The organism is Allobosea lupini (assembly GCF_900109525.1).
Classification (GTDB): domain Bacteria; phylum Pseudomonadota; class Alphaproteobacteria; order Rhizobiales; family Beijerinckiaceae; genus Allobosea; species Allobosea lupini.
Genome location: NZ_FOAN01000001.1, coordinates 637,597 through 657,784 on the forward strand (window position 1 = coordinate 637,597; position 20,188 = coordinate 657,784).

The window sequence follows — 20,188 nt, forward strand, 5'->3', positions numbered from 1 at the left end:
CCCTCACCGTTCCACCAGCGCCATGCGCTTGTTGTAGATGTTCATGAACAGAGACGTGACCAGCGAAATGGTCAGATAGACCGCCATGGTGATGGCGACGACCTCGACCGCCTGGCCGGTCTGGTTCAGCACCGTGCCGGTGAAGACCTGGACGAGATCGGGATAGCCGATCGCCACCGCCAGGGAAGAGTTCTTGGTCAGGTTGAGATAGTTCGAGGTCAGCGGCGGGATGATCACCCGCATCGCCTGCGGAATGACGACGAGCTTGAGCGTCGGCCCAGCGCGCAGGCCGAGCGCATTGGCTGCCTCGGTCTGGCCTTTGGATACGGCGAGGATGCCGGCGCGGACCACTTCGGCAATGAAGCCGGCGGTGTAGGTCGTCAGGCCCACCAGCAGCGCGACGAACTCCGGGAAGATCTGGATGCCGCCGCGCAGGTTGAAGCCGGCGAGCTCGGGATAGACGAAGGAGATCGGCCGACCGGTGACGAAATAGACCAGCGTCGGCAGGACCACTATCAGGCCGAGGGCGACGAGGCCGATGGGATATTGCTTGCCGGTCGCGGCCTGCTGCTTGCGGGCCCAGGACCGGAAAACGAAGGTGGCGACGAGGCCGATCAGGAACGCCCAGATAATCAGGTTGCCGCCGGGGCCGAACTGCGGATCGGGCACATAGAGGCCGCGGTTGTTGAGCAGGAAGCCGGCCGGCAGCACGATCGACTGGCGCGGATTGGGCAGTGGCTTCAGCACCGCATTGTACCAGAAGAACAGCTGCAGCAGCAGCGGCACATTGCGGATCACCTCGACATAGATCATCGCGATCTTCGAGACGATCCAGTTGCTCGACAGCCGGGCGACACCGACGAAGAAGCCGAGGAAGGTCGAGAGCACGATGCCGATCGAGGCCACGAGCAGCGTGTTCAGCAGGCCGACCCAGAAGGCGCGCCCATAGGTGCCGGTCGAGGCGTCGTAGGGAATCAGCTTCTGGTTGACGTCGAAGCCGGAGGCGTTGTGCCAAAAGCCGAAGCCGGAGGCGATCTTCTGAGCCCGCAGGTTCTCGATCGCGTTCGAGGCGGCCGACCAGATCAGGAAGCCCACCACGGCGAGCAGCAGGAACTGATAGGCATAGCCCCGGATCTTCGGGTCGTAGAGCAGCGAGGCCTTGCCCGGCTTGATCTCTGCGGAAGTAATCGACACGTCTGACGCCCTTTTCGAGTTTTGGCGACCGAGGGTCCGGCAACCACCCTTAAGCGGATGGCTGCCGGCCGGTATTGTTATCCGGTTCGCCGGAACAAGACAGCTTCAAGGATCAATACGCGGTGGATGCCGCGCATTGGTGTTTCTCAGCGGATCGGCGGCGCGTATTGCAGGCCGCCCTTGCTCCAGAGCGCGTTCTGGCCGCGCGCGATCTTGAGGAGCGAGCCGGAGCCGACATTGCGCTCGAAGCTCTCGCCGTAATTGCCGACATGCTTGACGATCCGATAGGCCCAATCATTGGCCAGGCCCATCGGCTCGCCGAACTTGCCTTCGGTGCCGACGAAACGCTTGATCTCCGGGTTGTCGGATTTGAGCATTTCGTCGGCATTGGCCTTGGTTATGCCCAGCTCCTCGGCATTGATCATGGCGAAGAGCGACCATTTGACGATATCCAGCCAGACATCGTCGCCATGGCGCACAACCGGGCCGAGCGGTTCCTTCGAGATGATTTCCGGCAGCACCATGTGGTCTTCGGGAGTCGAGAGCGTCAGGCGCTCGGCGTAGAGGCCGGAGGCATCGGTGGTGAAGGCGTCGCAGCGGCCGGACTCGTAGGCCTTGACCGTCTCCTGGTTGGAGGCGAAGGCGACGACCTCGTACTTGATCTTGTTGCTGCGGAAATAGTCCGCGAGGTTGAGTTCGGTCGTGGTGCCCTGCTGGGTGCAGATCGAGGCGCCGGCGAGCTTCAGCACGGAATCGATGCCGAGCTTCTTGCGCACCATGAAGCCCTGGCCGTCATAATAGTTGACCCCGGCGAAGTTCAGGCCGAGCGCTGTGTCGCGCGAGAGCGTCCAGGTCGTCGTGCGCGACAGCAGATCGACCTCACCCGACTGCAGCGAGGTGAAGCGGTCCTTGGCCGAGAGCGGGATGAACTTGACCTTGGTCGGATCGTTGAAGATGGCCGAGGCGACGGCGCGGCAGACGTCCACATCCATGCCGCTCCAGTTACCCTGCTGGTCAGGGATGCCGAAACCGGCGAGACCCGTGCCGGAGCCGCAGTGCAGGATGCCGCGATTCTTGACCTGCGCCAGAGTAGGCGACTGGGCCAGCGCTCCGCTCGCGCACATGGCGGCGGAGACGGCGATGAGCGCCGCGCCAATGATCTGTTTCATTGTTGTTGTCCCCTGTTTGGCGGAACGGGTTTTCCCGCTCTCGATTGGCTAGCAAGCTCCAGGCCAGTCCCCACCGGCCGCCTTCTCCTTTCCATTCTCCCGGACAAACCACCCCGCCGATCCGTCGGCGCCTACGTCGCCCGAACCTCACCGGATCGGCGGCGCATATTGCAAGCCCCCTTTGGTCCAGAGCGCGTTCTGGCCGCGCGACATCCTCAGCACCGAACGGCTGCCGACGGTCCGTTCGAAGCTCTCGCCGTAATTGCCGATATGCTTGACGATCCGGTAGGCCCAGTCGACCGTCAGGCCGAGGCCTTCGCCGAACTTGCCGTCGATGCCGAGCAGGCGCCTGATCTCCGGGTTGGTCGAGCCCCGCATCTGGTCGACATTGGCCCTGGTCACGCCAAGCTCTTCGGCGTTCAACATGGCGAAATGGACCCAGCGCACCAGCTTGAACCATTGCGAATCGTTGTCGCGGGTCAGCGGGCCGAGCGGCTCCTTCGAGATGATCTCGACGAGGACCATGTGGTCGTCCGGCACGGTCAGCTTCAGGCGCTCGGAATAGAGCGACGAGGCGTCCGTGGTGAAGGCGTCGCAACGGCCGGCATCGTAGGCCTTCAACGTCTCCGGACCGGTGTCGAAGGACACGATCGTGTGACGCAGATTATTGGTCTTGAAGAAGTCGACGAGGTTGAGCTCGGTCGTCGTGCCGCGCTGCACGCAGATCGAGGCGCCGGCCAGCTGCATCACCGACATGACGCCAAGCTTGCGGCGCACCATCAGGCCCTGGCCATCGTAATAGTTGACGTTGGTGAAGAGCAGGCCTGGCGGCGTGTCGTTGCTGATCGTCCAGGTCGAATTGCGCACGAGGACATCGACCTCGCCGGCCAGGAGCGCCTTGAAGCGGTCATTGGCCGAGAGCGGGATGAACTTCACCTTGCTCGGATCATTGAAGATCGCGGCGGCGATGGCGCGGCAATATTCGACGTCGAGGCCGCTCCAGTTGCCCTGCGGATCAGGCGCGCCAAAGCCGATCAGGCCGGTGTTGGAGCCACAGTTCAGGACGTCCCTGCTCTTGATCTGAGCGAGGGTCTGCTGCGCCTGCGCGCTCGCGGAGCCGAGCAACGCCGCGACGGCGAACAGCGCCGCGCTGATGATCCTGACCATGCATGTCCCCTGTCTGGCGGAACGGGTTTGTCCCGTTCTCGATCGGTAGGCGAGCGGGCCGCACCCAGCCCGGTCCCGCAAACCACCTTGTCCAGTCCCCTGGAAAAGAATCGGGGCGGACGCTGAAGCGCCCGCCCCGCATGGGCCCTTAGCGGACCGGCGGCGCGTATTGCAGGCCGCCCTTGGTCCACAGCGCGTTCTGGCCGCGGGCGATCTTCAGCAGCGAGCCCTGGCCGACGTTCCGCTCGAAGCTCTCGCCGTAATTGCCGACATGCTTGATGATCCGATAGGCCCAGTCTGTCGTGAGACCGATGCTCTCGCCGAACTTGCCCTCGGTGCCGAGCAGGCGCTTGATCTCGGGGTTGCTCGACTTCAGCATCTCGTCGACATTCGCCTTGGTCACGCCGAGTTCCTCGGCGTTCAGCATGGCATAGTGGACCCACTTCACCAGGCCAAACCACTGGCTGTCATTGTTGCGGGTCGACGGGCCGAGCGGCTCCTTCGAGATGATCTCGGGCAGGACCATGTGATCGTCCGGCGCGGTCAGCTTCAGGCGCTCGGCGTAGAGGCCCGAGGCGTCGGTGGTGAAGGCATCGCAGCGGCCGGAATCATACGCCTTGACCGTCTCGTCCGCACTCGCGAAGGCGACGACTTCGTACTTCAGGTTATTGGCGCGGAAGAAGTCGGCGAGGTTGAGCTCGGTCGTGGTGCCCTGCTGGGTGCAGACCGAGGCGCCGTTGAGCTGCAGCGCCGAGGTCACGCCGAGCTTCTTGCGGATCATGAAGCCCTGGCCGTCATAATAGTTGACGCCGGTGAACTGCAGGCCGAGCGCGGTGTCGCGCGACATCGTCCAGGTCGAGTTGCGCACGAGCACGTCGACCTCGCCCGACTGCAGGGCCGTGAAGCGGTCCTTGGCCGAGAGCGGGATGAACTTCACCTTGGTCGGGTCGTTGAAGACCGTGGCGGCGATGGCGCGGCAGAACTCGACATCGAGGCCGGTCCAGTTGCCCTGCCCGTCCGGCACGCCGAAGCCGGCGAGGCCGGTGTTGGAGCCGCAGTTCAGCATGCCTCTGCTCTTGACCTGAGCGAGGGTTTGCGGCGCCTGCGCCTGTGCGCTCGCCGCGGCCAGCGCGAAGCCGAACCCGGCGACCGCGGCTGCCATGAATTTCTTCATATCGATGTCTCCCATTGATGGCCCTGCCGGCGTTTGCCGGCCGGAACGTGCCGGTCCCCTCGCATCGTCGCGACTTGCTGCCCCGTTCGATGCCCAAAACTTATGCGAAGCTCGGCGCTGGCCGATTGCCAGAGCCACGCATGAGCGTCAAGCAAGGGCAGCTGGTATATCTGCCTCTTTTCACGGCCAACATCACATGCGACTTTCGGGGGGTGGTCAAGTGCGGCCACAACCTGCCCCATTCCGGTCCCGCCCAGGCTCGTCTCCCGCCCCATGAAAAAGCTGTCAAAGCCCGAATTCGCGCGGCTGCGCGAGAAGACCCGGCTTGCCCTCGCCGGCCGCGATCCATCCGACAGCTATGGTTTCGTCAACCCGCCGATCGTCCGCGGCTCGACGGTTGTCTATCCGAACACCGAGGATTTCCTCGTCCGCAAGGCGCGCTACAGCTACGGCACCGCAGGCAGCCCGACGATCGATGCGCTGCTGGCCGCCGCCGACACGATGGAGGGCGGCGCCGGCGTGCTCGCCTGCTCGTCCGGCCTGCTCGCCTGCACCTTGCCCACGCTCGCCTTCCTGAGGGCGGGCGACCATTTCCTCGTGACCGACAGCGTCTACCATCCGATGCGCAACTTCTGCGAGCGGATGCTGCCGCGCTACGGTGTCGAGGTCACCTATTACGATCCGCTGATCGGCGAAGGCATCGCGGAGCTGTTCAAGCCGAACACAAGGGCGGTCTGGACCGAGTCGCCGGGTTCCCAGACCCTGGAGGTCCAGGATATCCCGGCGATCGTGGCCGCGGCGCATGCCCGCGGCATCATGGTGATGATGGACAACACCTGGGCGACGCCGCTCTTCTTCGATGCGCACAAGTTCGGCGTCGACGTCTCGGTCCAGGCCGGGACGAAATACTACGCCGGGCATTCCGACGTGCTGATCGGCACGGTCTCGGCCCGCACGGCTGAAATCTATGCCCAGCTCAAGCTGACCTGGGACGCGCTCGGCGTGATCATCGCCGCCGAGGACGCCTATCTGACGCTGCGCGGCATCCGCACCATGGCCGTCAGGCTGAAGGAGCAGCAGCCTGCCGGCCTGGAAATGGCGAACTGGCTGGCGGCACGTCCCGAGGTCGCCCGCGTGATCCACCCGGCCTTGCCCAGCGATCCCGGCCACGCCATCTGGAAGCGCGACTTCACCGGCGCCTGCTCGCTGTTCACGATCGAGCTCGAGCCCGTCTCGATGAAGGCGGTCGCAGCCATGCTCGACGGGCTCGCCCTATTCGGCATGGGCGCATCCTGGGGCGGCTACGAGAGCCTGGTGCTGCCCTTCGACTGCAAGCGCTATCGCACCGCGACCAAGCCCGGCTTCAAGGGCCCGACGATCCGTCTCCATATCGGGCTCGAGGATCTCGAAGATCTGAAGGAGGATCTGGACGCCGGCTTCGCGCGCCTGAGGGTGGCAAGCTGAGCGCCGCCTTGATGTCGGGACGGCCGATCGTCTTCGCCTACCTCGACGAGCCGCCTTTCTGCTGGCCGGCGCCGGGCGGCACGGCGCAAGGCTGCGACGTCGAGCTGGTGACGGCGGCTTTTCGGACGCTCGGGATCACGACGTTCGAGCAGCAGCTGACGACATTCGCCGAGCTGCTGCCCGGGCTCGCCAGCGGACGCTGGACAGTGACCACGCCGCTCTTCGTCACGACAGAGCGCCGGCGGCTCGTCGATTTCAGCCGCCCCGTCTGGGCGCTTGCCGATGGGCTGCTGGTCCGGTCAGCCGATCGTGGGCTGCTGACAGGCTACCGCGCCGTCGCGGTCGCCGGCGCCCGCCTCGTCGTCGTCGGCGGGCAGGTTCAGGAGCAAGCCGGGCTCGCTGCCGGCATTGCGCCGGAGCGGCTGATCCGCGTCGCGACGCAGGAGGAGGCCGTAACAGCGGTCAAAACCGGCCAGGCCGATGCCTATGCCAGCGTGGCCATGGCCCATCGCGGCTACCTCGCCCGCCAGCCCGATGCAGACCTGACGGTCGTCGCCGTGCCCACCAGCGAAAGCACACCAGCCGCCGGAGCGTTCGCCTTCGGCAAGCAAGACGCCACGCTGCGGGAGCGCTTCAATGCCGCCCTCGAAAGCCTCGTCGGCGGCGACTGGCACCGCGCCATGATGGCGCGCCACGGTTTCCCGGCTGGCGAATACTGACGTCTCGCCTCAACCTGGCCCGGAATTCGTGTCCTCGCCGCGCGCCCTGGCCCGCAACACGAATTGCAGATTGCGCAGGTAGACGAACACGCCGAAGCCCTGGCCGAGAATGAAGACCGGGTCGCGGCGGTAGAGCGCGTAGATCAGCAGCAGCATGCCGCCGCCGATCGAGAACCACCAGAACGTCATCGGCACGACCGAGCGCTGCGCCTTCTCGCTGGCGAGCCACTGCACCACGAAGCGCATGGTGAACAGGCCCTGCGCGACCACGCCGAGCAGCACCCACCAATCGACATTGTTGACGAAGACGTCGTGGAAATAGGTCCCGATCATGTTCTGCAGGTCGATGAGCATCAGCGCGCCTCCGTGACGATCTGCGGCACGCGCTTGCGGCGCCTGATCAGCCACCAGACCCCGGCAAGATCGAGGATGCCGACCCAGAGCCGGTCGAAGAAGCCATAGTTCGAGACGCCGGTCAGGCGCTGGCGGTCGCGCACGTCGTGATGCAGGACGGCGAAGCCTTCGCGCACGACCAGCGCCGGCATGAAGCGATGCAGCGCGTCGAAATAGGGCAGCGCCAGATACGTCTCGCGCCGGAAGCACTTCAGGCCGCAGCCGGTGTCGCGCGTGCCGTCCCTGAGGATGGCGCCACGGACCTTGTTGGCGATCCGCGATTGCATGCGCTTGAACCCGGTATCCTTGCGGCCGACCCGCTGGCCCTGGACCAGGCCGGCCGAGGGGCCAGCCGCCTCGATCTGCGCCAGCATCGCCGGGATGAAGGCCGGGTCGTTCTGGCCGTCGCCGTCGAGCGTCGCGACGATGGGTGCCCTCGCCGCCCTCACCCCGCTGCGCACCGCCGCCGACTGGCCGCAGGACTCGGCATGGCGGACGACCCGCAGCCAGGGCCGCGTCGGCGAAAGCGCGGCCAGCGCCGCAGCGGTGCCGTCGCTGGAGCCGTCATCGACGTAGATCAGCTCGAAGGCGCCGATGCCGGCGCAGGCCGTCTCGATGTCGCCGACGAGCGGGGCGATGTTGCCCTGTTCGTTGCGCACGGGCACGACGATGCTGATACGCAGCTGGCCGTCTGAAGGCACGGGTTCGGTCACGGATTCCAAGTCTTTCTGCATGGCGGCGCGCAAACTGCGTCAAGCGCCGCGATGGGGCAAGCGTCGATCACTCACGGACATAGACGCTCATTGCGATGGGCTTGCCCCCGTTGAGGTTGAAGCCGGAGATCGTGGTCAGCAGCCGCGGCGCCACGCCAGAGGCGGCAAGCCCCTGCCGGAAACCGTCGAGGAAACGGCTCTCGACCAGCGCGACTCGGCAACCGGGTTCGCGCAGGAACGAGGCGGCGATGCTGCCGTCCGCCCCCATGCGCAGATTGGTGCCGACCAGGAAGACGAGGCTCGGCTCGCGATAGCCGACGGTCATGACCTCGGGATTCGCACAGGTGACGGCCTGCACCGCCTCCGCCAGCCGCGGCGAGAGCTTGAGGCCGCGCAGGCTCGGCGCGGCGAGGCCGTAGACGCCGGCGCCAAGCAGCAGGCTCGCGACCACGCCACGCCAGAGCGCACCCTCGAAGGCCCCCTCGCGGTACGCCAGGAAGCTGCGGAAGGCGACGATGAGCGCCAGCGCCAGAACCGGCAAGGCGAGCCAGGGCAAGGTCCGGTCGAGCGTCCAGGTGCCGTAGAGCAGCACGCCGACCAGTGCCGCCGGCACGGCGACGACGAGGAAGGCGGTCAGGTCGGAACCACGGCGCAAGCGGTTGATGCCGCCGTTGACCAGAGCGAGCAGGAGCAGCGCCGTGATCGCCGGATAGAGCGGCAGCACGTAGTGCGGCAGCTTGGTCGGCACGGCTTCGAAGACAATCCAGGACGGCACGATCCAGGCGAGCAGGAACAGGATCTGCGGCTCGCGACGCTTCACCCAGGCGAAGGGGATGGCCATCGAAGCGAGCGCGGCCGCGGGCCAATAGGTGCCGAAGAACAGCAGCAGGTAGAGGCCGGGCGGGCCCCAATGCTTCTCCTGCCCCTCGCCGACCTTGGCGAGCATGTCCTTGCCGACGCTCTCGGCGAAGAAATCGCCGCCGGTCTTGATCGCGATGGCGACGAACCAGGGCAGCACGACGATGAGGCAGAGCAGCAGGCCGAGCCCCGGACGCAGCGGCGCGAACCAGCGTAGCGAGCGCTCGCGGATAGCAAGCACGATCATTGCCAGGCCCCAGACCATCGGCACGATCGGCCCCTTGAGCAGCAGGCCGAGCGCCGTCGCCGACCAGAACACCAGCCAGTTCCAGCGGCTCGGCACGAAAGCGAGCGAACGTGTCCAGTCGAGCCAGGCACGGGCGAGTGCGCCCATGGTCGCGACCGCGCAGGCGGCGAGCAGCGCGTCGGTCTTGGCGAAACGCGCCTCGACGCCGAGCAGCACGCAAGCCGCCATCATGGCCCCGCCGAGAAAAGCAAGACGGGCGCCGACGAAAGCGAGGAGCGCCCAATAGGTCAGCAGCACGGTCGCGACGGCGCCGATGAGCGAGGGCAGCCGATAGAGCCACATCGTGGTCCGGGCCTGCGGCACGCCGAGCGCCTCGCCGATGGCGACGCTTCCCGCCTGCAGCCAATAGATGCCGACCGGCTTCTTGTGCCGCGCCTCGTCCTGGAAGCGGATGTCGACGAAGTCGCGCGTCTCCAGCATCTGCTTGCTGGCCTGGGCGAAGCGCGGCTCGTCGCGGTCGAACGGCTGCAGGCTGGCGAAGCCCGGCAGGAACGCCGCCAGCGACAACAGGACGAGCAGCAGGCAGGCGCGCCGATGGCTCGCGGACGCGAAGCTAGCGAGCCGGTCGAGACCGGAGCCGAGCGAGATCATCGACACTCCTTGTGGCCGAACCATGCATGGCCCGCCCCTTGCGGGCAGCGGACCGGCGAACAGGCAAGCGGGTTGGCCGCGGCGCGTTTACGGCCTCGCATCGCTCGCGGCAAGCGCGCAGGCGCAATCCGCAGTGACGCAAGGCCCCCGCCACGAGCCCTGGCAGGTTGGCATTCGGGGCCAAGTTTGTTCCGAACATGGCAAAACCAGCTCTCGCCCCCCACATCCGGAAGAGGTTCGCTTGCGCGCCGTGCGCGCCGCAGGTCGCAAGGCCACATATCAGGAGGGCAGGAGCACGATGAAGATGCCGATCGCCGTTCACACCGATGAAGACTATGAGCGCGCCCAGCAGCGCGTGGCCGAGCTCAACGCCGCCCCCGACAGCAAGGAAAAAGAGCGTGAACTGGAAGCGCTGGCGGACGCCATGCTCGCCTTCGAGCTGCGCCGCGACGAGGCGCAGGAGTGACGCTGCGAGGCATCGACGGCCCCTCTGAACAGAAGCCGGCGCCGACCTCGTTTGCGTCATCGCCGGCCCGCGGCAAGCTCGCCAAAGCAGAATTTGCCACTTAGTATCTGCAGCGTTCGTCTTCACAGCAGCCTACTCTGCCCCAGCGAATGTGGCAGCCGAGCCTAGGTGATCCAGGACGCGATGAGCAGGCGCCACCGTCATTCGACCATGATCATGGCTCGAATCTTCACCCTTCTTGCGTTCATGCTCGGCTTTGCCGCGCCGGCGGCCATGGCGGAGCCGGCACGCATCCTGGACGACAATTCGGATTCGATCGCGGTGGTGATCGGCAACCGCGACTACAAGCAGACCAGCACGGTCGACTACGCCCATAACGATGCCGAGGCGATCCGCGACTATCTCGTCCGCGGGCTGCGCTTCCGCGAGCAGAACGTCTTCCTGTTGAAGGATGCGACGCTGGGCGAGCTGACCCAGATGTTTGGTAGCGAGGCCAATCCGCAGGGCGGCAAGCTCTGGCGCAGCGCGGTCGAAGGGCGCTCCAACGTCTTCGTCTATTATTCAGGCCATGGCGTGCCGGACCTCGCCACGCGGCAGCCCTTCCTGTTGCCGCAGGACGGCAGCCCGAACGCCAGCGAAAGCGGCTATGCCCTGCAGACGCTGTATCGGAACCTCGAGCTGGTGCGGCAGAAGATCGGAGCGCAGCGGCAGCTGATCGTGATGATCGACGCCTGCTTCACCGGCGAGACCGGGCGCAAGGGCGAGAGCCTGCTCGCGGTCTCGGCGCCAGGTTTTACCCCGGCCAAGCCGCGTACAGGCGGCGGCATCATCAAGCTGGTCGCGACCTCAGGCACGACTCCGGCCAATTGGGACGCCAACCAGAAGCTCGGCCTGTTCACCAGCCGCTTCCTGATGGGCGCCGCCGGGCTGGCGCAGGCCGGCAGCGATAGGCGGATCGGCTGGGTCGAGCTGCAATCCTATGTCGTCCGCGAGGTCGAGACGGCCGCGCGGCGCGACAGCGGGCGCGAGCAGAAACCCGAATTCGACATCGCCAACCTGTCGCTGCCGGCCGTCGAGCCGTCGGCCACCATCCGCCGCAGCTTCGAAAGCGCACAGGACGAGGCGCGCTGGCACAGCGCGACGGCCGACGGCTCGCGCGAGGCCCTCGAACGCTATGTCGCGCAATGCACGCCCCCCTGTGCCTATCGGCAGCAGGCGATGGATCGGCTGCTGCAACGGCAGCGCAACGCCGAGGCGGCCAAAGACGACGAGAGCTGGCGGCAGTTTGGCGCCGAGGGCAAATACCAGGCCTATCTCGACGCCTGCAACCGGATCTGTGCCTACCGGCAATTGGCGCTCGGCTATCTGGGCAAGGATCCGGTCGCAGCGACCAGGCCGGAGGACACGCAAGCTAAGCCGCAAGGACTCGGATCGGCAGCACAGCCGACCGTGACCAGCAATCCGGCCCTCGCCCTCGCCGAAGCGAAGGCGGCGGGGACGATCGAAGCGCTGGACCGCTTTCTCAAGGCCCATCCCGAAGGCAGGCTGGCGACGGAAGCTTTCGCCGCACGGGCTGCGCTGGTCCAATCCGCCAGGCAAACTGGTGCCGGCCATGCGCCGACCGCGGCGGCCAATGCGCGCTACGCCACCGGTCAGATGCAAATCGAAGCCGGGGCTCCCGCAGACGCCAAGCCAGCGCCCGATACGCGCTCCGAGGCCTGCACGTCGCAGGGCATCGTCGTGAAACTCGGGCCACGTCGTCCGGAAGACCCGAAGAGCGGGTTCCTGTCCGTGCGATCCGGGCCGGGCGGCAGCGGCTATTTCGAGACCGACCGTGTCTACAACGGCGACCGACTGATCATCTGCAACACGATCGGCCCGTGGCACGCCATCGTCTACGCGAATCGTGGCCAGTCGCTTCAAGAGTGTCGAGCGAATCTGACTGTGAAGTCAGCGGGCCGCGCGACGTATTCCGGCCCGTGCCGCTCGGGTTGGGTTCACAAAAACTATGTCGAAATAACCGCGAGATAAGCGCCCATCCGCGCGGCGGCGCTCCTGATCACCATGTCGGGCCCCGACGGCGGGCGAGGTGATTTTGCCCCAACGGGCGAGGTGATTTTGCCCCAATCGGAGCAGACAACTGAGCGACAACAATGGCGAGCCCGACAGGATTCGAACCTGTGACCAGCAGCTTAGAAGGCTGCTGCTCTATCCAGCTGAGCTACGGGCCCTAAAGGGAGCGGCGGATTTGGTGTCCGCCGCTCGCTTGAACTTCAATGCGTCCACTGGCCGACGCGGTTGAACTTGAAATTGTCCGAGTAGGTCATGGCCCGGCGCTTGGCCCGATGCGGCTGCTCGAGGCGGTAGGCGATACCGTTGCGCGTCGCGTAGGCGACAGCCTCCTCGGCCGTGTCGAACCAGAGCCTGAGCTGGCTCTTCATGTCGCCCGACGAGGTCCAGCCCATCAGCGGCTCGATCTCGCGCGGCCGCTCGGGCTCGTATTCCAGCAGCCAGCGGCCGGCCTTGGCCGTGCCAGACTGCATCGCGTTGCGGGCCGGCGAATAGATGCGTGCCGTCATGCTCCCCCTCGCCTTCCGGCAAAGCCCAAAATGGTCGGGGCACCAGGATTCGAACCTGGGACCCTCTGCTCCCAAAGCAGATGCGCTACCGGGCTGCGCTATACCCCGAATATCCTGCAAGTGCATGGAATCACTTACCGAACCGTCGCCGTACCTCGACGAGGCGAAGCAACGCGCTACGCCATAGCATCGAACAGGCGGGATGGGAACAGCCCGCGCAGCCGCAATGCCTAGACGACGATGAGATCGCGCGAGCTGCGTGACAGCAGTTCGCAGCCGCCCCGGGTGACGAGGACGTTGTCGATGAGGCGCGCGCCCAGCCCTTCCTCGTGCAGGAAGACCGGCGGCTCGACGCTGACGACCATGCCGGCGCGCAGGGTGTAGCGGCTGCCGCCGATCATGTGCATCGGCTCGCCCCAGCTCGGCGGAAAGCCGGGCGCCAGCCCGTAGCCGGAGGTGTGGACGCGGCCATGCTCGAGGCCGGCCTCGCCGATCACGCGCTTGGCCGCCTCATGCGGCGCGGTCGCGGGCGCTCCGTCGCGAATCTCGGCGATGCAAGCGTCGCAAGCGCGGCGGGCGATTTCGTAGAGATCGCGCATCCTGGCGTTGGGCTGGCCCAGGCAGAATTGCCGGCCGAGCGTCGCGGTGTAACGCCGGACCGTCGCGCCGTATTCGACGCTGCCATAGTCGCCGGCCTGCAGCCAGCGCTCGGTCGGTGCGCCATGGCTGTAGCAGGAGCGCTCGCCGGAGACGAGGTTGATCGGGCTCGCCGCCAGGCCGCTGCCGCGCGCCAGCAACGCGCCATAGACCTCGCCGGCGACCTCGAGTTCGCTGCGGCCGACGCGCAGCGCCTTGCCGAAGACGGTCAGCGCTGCATCCGCGATCGCCGCCGCCCGCCTGATATAGCCGAGCTCGGTCGGCGATTTCACCAGCGTGAGATCGTGGACAAGATTGGTCGCTTCGACGAAACGCGAGCCGAACAGGTCGCGGATCGCGCTGTAATGATGCGGGTGGAGATAATAGGCCGGCACCTCGACGCCGACGCGGCCGGCCAGCAAGCCGAGACTGTCGGCGAGGCCTGCGAATCGCGGAATCGGGTCCTCGTTCTCGCCGCCTCCGAAGGTCTCCAGCCGGTCGACCAGGGCATCGTCGAGGATCTCGGCCCGCTCGCCCTCGCGCGCCATCATCGCGATCGGCCCGTCGGCCGGGACTAGCAGGCACTGGAACTCCTGGTAGCTCTTGGCGTCCGAGCCGGTCAGCCAGCGGATCGAGACGGGATGAAAGAGCACCAGCCAGTCCAGCCCCTGCCCGGCCATCGCCCGCCGCACTTGGGCGCGCCGTTCGGCGAATTCCTCGACCGTGAAGTCGTGCCTCGACATCTCCCGCGCCGCTCTCAGAGGGCCGGCAGCGGCTGCATCGGCCCGCCCAGCCATTTCCTGTGGAGTTCGTCGAGATCGCCGTTCAGCGTGCTCTGGAAGATCAGCGTGTCGAGCCAGCGCAGCAGGTCGTGCTCGCCGCGGCGGATGGTGATGTGGGCTGGGGCCCGCCGCAGCGCGAACTTGAAGTCGAATTCCTTGCTCGGGTTCTGCTTGGCGAGTTCGACCACGACGACGCTGTTGGCGGCGAGCAATTGTGCATGGCCGGCCAGATAGGCTTGCACCGCCGTGGCATTGTCCTCGGTGCGCATGATGTCGGCCGAGGGCGCCAGCGCCGAAAGGACGAGGTCCTCGGTCGTACCCTTGGCGACGGCGATGCGGTTGCGGCCGAGATCGGCGCCCGCTTTCACCGCCAGCGCCTTGGCGCCGTAGACGGCGAGCGCGGTGTCGGCATAGGGCGCGCTGAACATCACCTGTCGAGCGCGCTCTGCAGTGATCGACATCGCCGCGATGTTCAAGTCGGACTTGTCGGTGAGCAGGAAGGGGATGCGGCTCGCCGCCGGCACCGGGACCAGCTCCAGCTTCACGCCCAGCGACTTGGCGACGAGCTTGGCCATGTCGACGTCGAAGCCTTCGAGCTCGCGCTTGGCGTTCATCATGCCGAAGGGCGGCACATCGGCGAAGACGGTGATGCGCACTACGCCCTTCGACAGGATGTCGTCGAGCTTGTCCGCATGGGCCTCCAGGCTGGCGACCAGCCCGGCGAACAGGGCAAGGGCGCCGAAGAACGCCGATCTGAAACCGTGTCCCATGATGCTCCCCCGATTTGTCGTTGATGCCGGCCGCTTCTGCAGCCGGACGGCCAGTCGCGCTGCCCTCATAGGCAGAACGGCGATGACCTAGCGGAATGCTATCGGTTTCGTATATGCAGTCAAGCTTCGCTAATAAATCAAACCTGAGAGATCCGATGACGGCCGAGACCGCCGCCGACGCCCGCACCCGCCCCTATCCGGCGCCGGCTCTGGAAAAAGGCCTGGAGATCATCGAGTTGCTGGCGCTGGCGCAGACGCCACTTTCAGCGCGGGCGATCGCAGAGCGGCTCGGGCGCTCGAAGAACGAGATCTTCCGCATGCTGTTCGTGCTGATCGAGCGCGGCTATCTCGATCGTGATCCGGCGACCGACGAGATCGCACTCAGCAACCGCCTGTTCGAGCTCGGCATGCGGGTGCCGCGCGCCCGCGACCTTGTCGAGATCGCGACGCCAGCGCTGGAGGTCCTGAGCGAGAGGATCGGCCAATCCTCGCATCTGGTCGTGCTGAGCAAGGGCGAGACGGTGGTGATCGTCGCGATCGCCGGGCCCGGTGACATCAATTTCACGCTGCGGCTGGGCTATCGCCGGCCGGCCGCCGCTTCGACCTCCGGCCAGGTCATACTTGCTTTCCGGGACGGCGCTGATTCTGATTCCGGGCTGGCAGCGATTGCCGCGGATGGCTTCCTGATCGCCGACAGCCACGACGTCGTCGGCGTAACCGACATCAGCGCACCGATCCTCGACCGCAAGGGCCAGGCCATCGCCAGCATCGTCGTGCCCTATCTGAACCGGCGCGAAGCGCGTCCGCAGCATCGCGAGGCGCTGGCGGCGTTGCTCGCCACCTGCCGCGCCATTTCCGAAAGACTGGGGTGAGCCGGACGTCCGGCCCAACAGTCAGGCCAAGAGAAGGTCAGCGCTTGAACAGCGGATGCTCGACCTTGTCGCCGGGCTTGATGCCGAGCTTCTCGGCGATGCCCGCGTTGAGCTCGAGCACCGACAGAACCGGCTCGCCCGAGGGAATCGTCCGGGTCGAGAGCGGCTCCGCCCGCTCGGCGATGCGCGCGACCGTGCCGTCGGCGCGGATGAACAGCATGTCGAGCGAGATATAGGTGTTCTGCATCCACATCGCGACCGGCTCGACCTGCTTGAAGTCGAAGAGCATGCCGCGATCGGCCGGCATGAACTGACGGTGCATCAGGCCCCGCGCACGCTGCTCTGGCGTTCGCATCACCTCGACCTGGAAGGCGTGACGTCCGGAGCTCGTGACGATGGCGAGCGGCTCCAGCCCTGCAGCTGGCGCGCCCTGCGCTTCGGCGGATCTGGGCAGCATGGCAAAGGCACCGGCGACCAGCACGGCGGCGAAGACGCCCCGCAGCACACGTTCTACAACAGACATCATCGCGCCTCGCGCCCCAAAGCCATCCCCGCGGCAGCCTTGCCGCGGCCTCGTGGCGGTTCTGGGGCCAATGGCACGAAGCTGCGCCCCTCCGTCAAGCTTTTCGCCGATCGGCACCGCTCGCATCTTCCTTTCGCCGCCGCCTTGCGGCAGGGTCTGCGGCGACTTCCCACCGGAAGCGAATTCGCCGTGCCGTCGGCGAATCCGCCTCTGACGTCACCAATCGGAGCTTGGCCCGGGCTATGCGCTCGCGGGCCTCGACGATGCTTCAGGAGACCATCAATGACGATCTTGTCCGGCCGCCGCCTTGCCAGCTCCCGGCCGCTGCCCACGGCGGGGCTCCTGCTCCTCCTCCTGACGGGCTCAGCTTCCGCCGCCGACTTCCAGCTCGACAATCTGAAGCTCGACTTCGGCAAGTTCGTCGTGTCGATCCCGAAGCTCGATGTGAAGGGTACTCCGCTCGACCGCGACAGCTTCCGCGCGCTGCTCCTGTCAGGCACCAGCGCCGCCCCGGCCGGCGGCGTGGCCGGCGCGAGCCAGCCCGGCGAGAGCGCAATCACCCGGCTCGGCAAGCTCACGGCCAGCGAGATCAGCGCCCCCACCCTGGTGATGGAACAGAGTTTCGGCCCGCAGAAACAGGTCACCACCTATCGCAACATCAAGTTCTTCGACATCAGCGAAGGCCGGATCGGCCGCGGCGAATCGAGCGACGGCACGATCAAGGTCGAGGGCGCGGCCACCGGCCCGATGAACGGCGAGATCAAGCGCACCAGCTTCGAAGTGCTCGACCTGATGCAGATCGCCCGCATCTTCGGCGACAAGGCCAAGCCCGGCGAGACCGCGCCGCTGCAGCCGATCATCGGCAAGATCGACCAGGACGGCTACGTCCTCGACCTCGGCGAACAGGGCAAGGTCACCGCCGGCAAGGCCTCGATCCGCGGCTTCAAGGCGCGCGTCGCCTCCGAGCCGATGGGCGAGTTGCTGACCCGCATCGCCGAGCTCAGCGACGAATCGGAGAAGGCCTCGCGCAATCTCAACAGCAAAGAAGACCCGGCGATCAGCGAGGCGCGCGACCGCAAGCTCCTCGTCGCCATGGCCGAGATCTTCGACGCCGTCGACTATGGCAGCGGCGAGGTCCGCGACATCGTGATGGCGCTGAAGACGCCGCCCAAGCCCGGCGCCAAGGCGGAACCGGTCGACATGCGCTTCTCGCGCATCGCCTTCGGCGAGGACGCCCCCGAGAAATCGGGCGTCGCCATCGAGGGCCTGCAGTTCGAAGGCAGCGGCGCCAAGGGCGTCATCGGCCTCATCGGCTATTCCGGCTTCTCGCTGGAAGGCGTCATCCGCGAGATCAAGGCCGTCGCCAACTCCGCGGTCGACATCAAGACGCTCGACTTCCGCCGCTTCATCCCGAAGCTCGGCACGGTCAAGATGAGCGGCGTGCAGATGAGCGTGCCGCAGGACGGCAAGCGCGGCCGTCCGGCCGGCCCGCCGATCCAGGTCGGCCTCGGCAATTTCGAGCTCAAGGCCGGCGAGCAGCTCAACGGCATCCCGACCGACATGACTCTGACGCTCGACAAGATCACCTTCCCGATCGTCGAGAGCGCCGACAATCCCGCCGCCAAGGACCTGCTGGCGATGGGCTACCGCACTATCGACCTTTCGGCGAAGCTCTCCCTGGCCTGGCAGGAGGCGAGCAAGGAGTTCGCCATCCGCACGCTCTCGCTCGGCGGCGCCGGCATGGCCAGGCTCGACGCGACCGGCATGCTCGGCAATATCGGCAAGGAGGTCTTCACCGGCGATATCGCGCTCGCGCAGGTCGCGCTGCTCGGTGCCACCGCCAAGACTGTCGAGCTGAAGCTGCAGAATCTCGGCCTCGCCGAGAAGCTGATCGAGAACGAGGCGAAGAAGTCGAAGCGCAAGGTCGAGGATGTCCGGCGCGAATACGGCATGATGGCGAGCCTCGGCCTCGCGGCCATTCTCGGACCCTCCGACGGCGCCAAGGCGCTGGCGAACGCCGTCGCCCGCTTCGTCGCCAAGCCGGGCACGCTCACGGTGAAGGCCACAGCCAAGACACCTGCCGGTCTCGGCCTCGCCGATGTGATCGCGCTCGGGGAACCGACCGAGATCTTCGACAAGATCAACGTCGACGCCACGGCGGAGTGAGGTCGGCGCGTTGAGCTCGCCAATCCTGCCTGCTCCGGACGCCGACTGGCGTCCGGACGCCCTTGCCATCTGGTGGGCCGGTCTCCCAACCGGCCCACGCGGCTTTCTGCGCCGCTGGATCAACCCGCACAACCAGACACGCCTTCATCTCGCCAATCTGGTGGCGCGTCGGCCCGGCCAGATCACGATCGGCGCCTATTCCTATGGCCGGCCCAAAGTCCGCTTTCCCGAGAGCGGCGCGAAGCTGACGATCGGCCGCTATTGCTCGATCGCCGACGGGATCGAGATCATGCTCGGCGGCAATCACCGCACCGAATGGGCGACGACATATCCCTTTCCCGCCATGTCCGGCCTCTGGCCCGATGCCGCGGGCCTTGCCGGAGCCGATGTCTCGCGCGGCGACGTCGTCATCGGCTCCGATGTCTGGCTGGGCTCGCAGGCGCTCATCCTCTCCGGCGTCGGCATCGGCCATGGCGCAGTGGTGGCGGCGCGCGCAGTGGTGACGAGGGACGTGCCGCCCTATGCGATCGTCGCCGGCAATCCAGCCCGCATCGTGCGCTACCGGATGAGCGAGGAGCGCATCGCTGCGTTGCTGCGTAGCAGCTGGTGGCTGCTCCCGGAAGCCGAGATCAGGCGGCTCATTCCGACGCTTCTGTCCGAACGGATCGAGGACCTGCCCGGCGCGGCACCTTAGCTCATCGCAAGACAGGGTCCGTGCCAGCAAGGAGGGGCTGCTCACTCAGCCCCTGTCGCGCCAGTGCGCTGCGACCGGCCCGGCCGGCGAGCGCGCCCAGTGCCGAGCCAGCATGGGCGTACATCTTGTCGCGATTCAGGATCAGGCCGTAACCGATTGCCTTGGCGAGGTTTTCGGCGATCTTTCCTGAACCTGGCAGCGGCAGTCCCCATTTGCGCGCGACATGATGTTCCGACCAGGCGAGATGCCAGCGCGCCGTGAAGCGGCGCTGCGGCGACGGGGCACTCGACTTGCCGCGCCCGTGACGCGCGCCCGCCCCATCGACATGGATCAGCGCGTGACCAGCCTCGCGCAGGCGGCGGCAGAGATCGTCGTCCTCGTAGAACAGGAAGATCGCAGGATCGAAGCCGCCAAGCCCCAGGAAGACCTCGCGTCGCAGCAATAGGCAGGCGCCCGACAGGAAGGGCAGGCAGGCATCGCCCTCCGGCAACACGATCCGGCGCGCCCGGTTGAGATGATCGGGCGAGAGCAGCGAGCGCGGCTGCAGGAACACGCGCCCCGACGGCTCGACCAGCCGCGGCGCGAAGGCCGCGGCGTCGGGATAAGCTTCCGCCGCCGCCACCAGGGCTGCGACCGCCCCGGGCTGGATTTCGAGATCGGGATTGACGATCAGGACGAAGGGCGTCGCCGCCGCGCGTGCGCCCTGGTTGTTGGCCCGGCCATAGCCCTCGTTGCGCTCATTGCGCAGGACCCGGGCACCATGCCGCTCCGCGAGCTCAGGCGAAGCGTCGCTGCTGGCATTGTCGACGACGATGGTCGCGACGCCCTCGCCCGCCAGCGCGGCGAGGCAGGCCGGCAGCACCTGCTCACTGTCGAAGCTGACGACGATGGCGGTGACGTCGGTGGCGGAATGGCTCATGGCCTGCATCTGCGCGGGATGAGCGGCTTTCG

The 20,188-nt window shown here is 66.6% G+C and carries 19 protein-coding genes and 2 tRNA genes; 7 read left to right on the top strand and 14 right to left on the bottom strand.

Going from position 1 to position 20,188, the window contains the following annotated elements; all coding sequences use genetic code 11:
* Window positions 1-3: 3 nt before the first annotated feature.
* The 4 genes from BMZ21_RS03055 to BMZ21_RS03070 form a co-directional block, all read right to left on the bottom strand.
* Window positions 4-1,194, bottom strand: a complete 1,191-nt coding sequence (locus BMZ21_RS03055; protein ID WP_244543673.1) for an amino acid ABC transporter permease — start codon at window positions 1,192-1,194, stop codon at window positions 4-6.
* Between the two features lie 146 nt (window positions 1,195-1,340).
* Window positions 1,341-2,318 (bottom strand): amino acid ABC transporter substrate-binding protein, encoded by a 978-nt coding sequence (locus BMZ21_RS03060; protein ID WP_425285407.1) that lies wholly within the window; start codon window positions 2,316-2,318, stop codon window positions 1,341-1,343.
* A gap of 192 nt (window positions 2,319-2,510) precedes the next feature.
* Window positions 2,511-3,530, bottom strand: coding sequence for an amino acid ABC transporter substrate-binding protein (locus BMZ21_RS03065; protein WP_091829622.1), 1,020 nt, complete (start codon window positions 3,528-3,530; stop codon window positions 2,511-2,513).
* 148 nt (window positions 3,531-3,678) lie between these two features.
* Window positions 3,679-4,704, bottom strand: a complete 1,026-nt coding sequence (locus tag BMZ21_RS03070) for an amino acid ABC transporter substrate-binding protein (protein WP_091829624.1) — start codon at window positions 4,702-4,704, stop codon at window positions 3,679-3,681.
* Window positions 4,705-4,977: 273 nt separating this feature from the next.
* Between BMZ21_RS03070 and metC the strand changes: the two genes are divergently transcribed.
* Together metC and BMZ21_RS03080 are read left to right on the top strand one after the other, a co-directional pair.
* Window positions 4,978-6,168 carry a cystathionine beta-lyase gene (metC, locus tag BMZ21_RS03075; RefSeq protein WP_091829626.1) on the top strand — a complete coding sequence of 397 codons (1,191 nt, stop codon included), beginning with the start codon at window positions 4,978-4,980 and terminating at the stop codon, window positions 6,166-6,168.
* Window positions 6,169-6,179: 11 nt separating this feature from the next.
* Window positions 6,180-6,887, top strand: coding sequence for a transporter substrate-binding domain-containing protein (locus BMZ21_RS03080; protein WP_091829628.1), 708 nt, complete (start codon window positions 6,180-6,182; stop codon window positions 6,885-6,887).
* Between the two features lie 9 nt (window positions 6,888-6,896).
* On the opposite strand, the gene BMZ21_RS03085 is transcribed toward BMZ21_RS03080, so the two are convergent.
* From BMZ21_RS03085 to BMZ21_RS03095, 3 genes are all read right to left on the bottom strand, one after another.
* Complete coding sequence (locus BMZ21_RS03085) at window positions 6,897-7,241, bottom strand: lipid-A-disaccharide synthase N-terminal domain-containing protein (protein ID WP_091829630.1); 345 nt, start codon at window positions 7,239-7,241, stop codon at window positions 6,897-6,899.
* The gene (locus BMZ21_RS03090; RefSeq protein ID WP_091830547.1) at window positions 7,241-7,993 is read right to left on the bottom strand and encodes a glycosyltransferase family 2 protein; all 753 of its coding nucleotides are present in this window, start codon (window positions 7,991-7,993) and stop codon (window positions 7,241-7,243) included. The genes BMZ21_RS03085 and BMZ21_RS03090 overlap by 1 nt, the downstream gene beginning before the upstream one ends.
* Window positions 7,994-8,060: 67 nt before the next feature.
* Complete coding sequence (locus BMZ21_RS03095; protein WP_167561507.1) at window positions 8,061-9,749, bottom strand: ArnT family glycosyltransferase; 1,689 nt, start codon at window positions 9,747-9,749, stop codon at window positions 8,061-8,063.
* A gap of 298 nt (window positions 9,750-10,047) precedes the next feature.
* On the opposite strand from BMZ21_RS03095, the gene BMZ21_RS30215 reads away from it, so the two are divergent.
* Both BMZ21_RS30215 and BMZ21_RS03105 read left to right on the top strand, forming a co-directional pair.
* Window positions 10,048-10,215: a hypothetical protein gene (locus BMZ21_RS30215; RefSeq protein WP_167561508.1), complete on the top strand. Its 168-nt coding sequence runs from the start codon at window positions 10,048-10,050 to the stop codon at window positions 10,213-10,215.
* A gap of 216 nt (window positions 10,216-10,431) precedes the next feature.
* Entirely contained in the window at window positions 10,432-12,246 is a 1,815-nt protein-coding gene (locus BMZ21_RS03105; protein ID WP_244543674.1) for a caspase family protein, read from the top strand.
* 123 nt (window positions 12,247-12,369) lie between these two features.
* Here the strand turns inward: BMZ21_RS03105 and BMZ21_RS03110 are convergent.
* The 5 genes from BMZ21_RS03110 to BMZ21_RS03130 form a co-directional block, all read right to left on the bottom strand.
* Window positions 12,370-12,446, bottom strand: a tRNA-Arg gene (locus BMZ21_RS03110).
* 42 nt (window positions 12,447-12,488) lie between these two features.
* Complete coding sequence (locus tag BMZ21_RS03115; protein ID WP_091829636.1) at window positions 12,489-12,794, bottom strand: ETC complex I subunit; 306 nt, start codon at window positions 12,792-12,794, stop codon at window positions 12,489-12,491.
* Window positions 12,795-12,825: 31 nt separating this feature from the next.
* Window positions 12,826-12,902: transfer RNA gene (locus BMZ21_RS03120), tRNA-Pro, on the bottom strand.
* Window positions 12,903-13,024: 122 nt separating this feature from the next.
* Complete coding sequence (locus BMZ21_RS03125) at window positions 13,025-14,173, bottom strand: M24 family metallopeptidase (RefSeq protein ID WP_091830549.1); 1,149 nt, start codon at window positions 14,171-14,173, stop codon at window positions 13,025-13,027.
* Between the two features lie 14 nt (window positions 14,174-14,187).
* The gene (locus BMZ21_RS03130; RefSeq protein ID WP_167561509.1) at window positions 14,188-14,982 is read right to left on the bottom strand and encodes a transporter substrate-binding domain-containing protein; all 795 of its coding nucleotides are present in this window, start codon (window positions 14,980-14,982) and stop codon (window positions 14,188-14,190) included.
* 155 nt (window positions 14,983-15,137) lie between these two features.
* Between BMZ21_RS03130 and BMZ21_RS03135 the strand changes: the two genes are divergently transcribed.
* Complete coding sequence (locus BMZ21_RS03135; protein ID WP_167561510.1) at window positions 15,138-15,854, top strand: IclR family transcriptional regulator; 717 nt, start codon at window positions 15,138-15,140, stop codon at window positions 15,852-15,854.
* Window positions 15,855-15,891: 37 nt separating this feature from the next.
* On the opposite strand, the gene BMZ21_RS03140 is transcribed toward BMZ21_RS03135, so the two are convergent.
* Complete coding sequence (locus tag BMZ21_RS03140) at window positions 15,892-16,377, bottom strand: DUF192 domain-containing protein (protein ID WP_425285400.1); 486 nt, start codon at window positions 16,375-16,377, stop codon at window positions 15,892-15,894.
* Between the two features lie 282 nt (window positions 16,378-16,659).
* On the opposite strand from BMZ21_RS03140, the gene BMZ21_RS03145 reads away from it, so the two are divergent.
* Both BMZ21_RS03145 and BMZ21_RS03150 read left to right on the top strand, forming a co-directional pair.
* Entirely contained in the window at window positions 16,660-18,543 is a 1,884-nt protein-coding gene (locus BMZ21_RS03145) for a hypothetical protein (RefSeq protein ID WP_091829644.1), read from the top strand.
* 106 nt (window positions 18,544-18,649) lie between these two features.
* Window positions 18,650-19,237, top strand: a complete 588-nt coding sequence (locus BMZ21_RS03150; RefSeq protein WP_091830551.1) for a CatB-related O-acetyltransferase — start codon at window positions 18,650-18,652, stop codon at window positions 19,235-19,237.
* A gap of 1 nt (window position 19,238) precedes the next feature.
* Here BMZ21_RS03150 and BMZ21_RS03155 read toward each other — a convergent pair whose 3' ends face one another.
* Window positions 19,239-20,156 (bottom strand): glycosyltransferase family 2 protein, encoded by a 918-nt coding sequence (locus tag BMZ21_RS03155; protein WP_091830553.1) that lies wholly within the window; start codon window positions 20,154-20,156, stop codon window positions 19,239-19,241.
* Window positions 20,157-20,188: the final 32 nt, after the last annotated feature.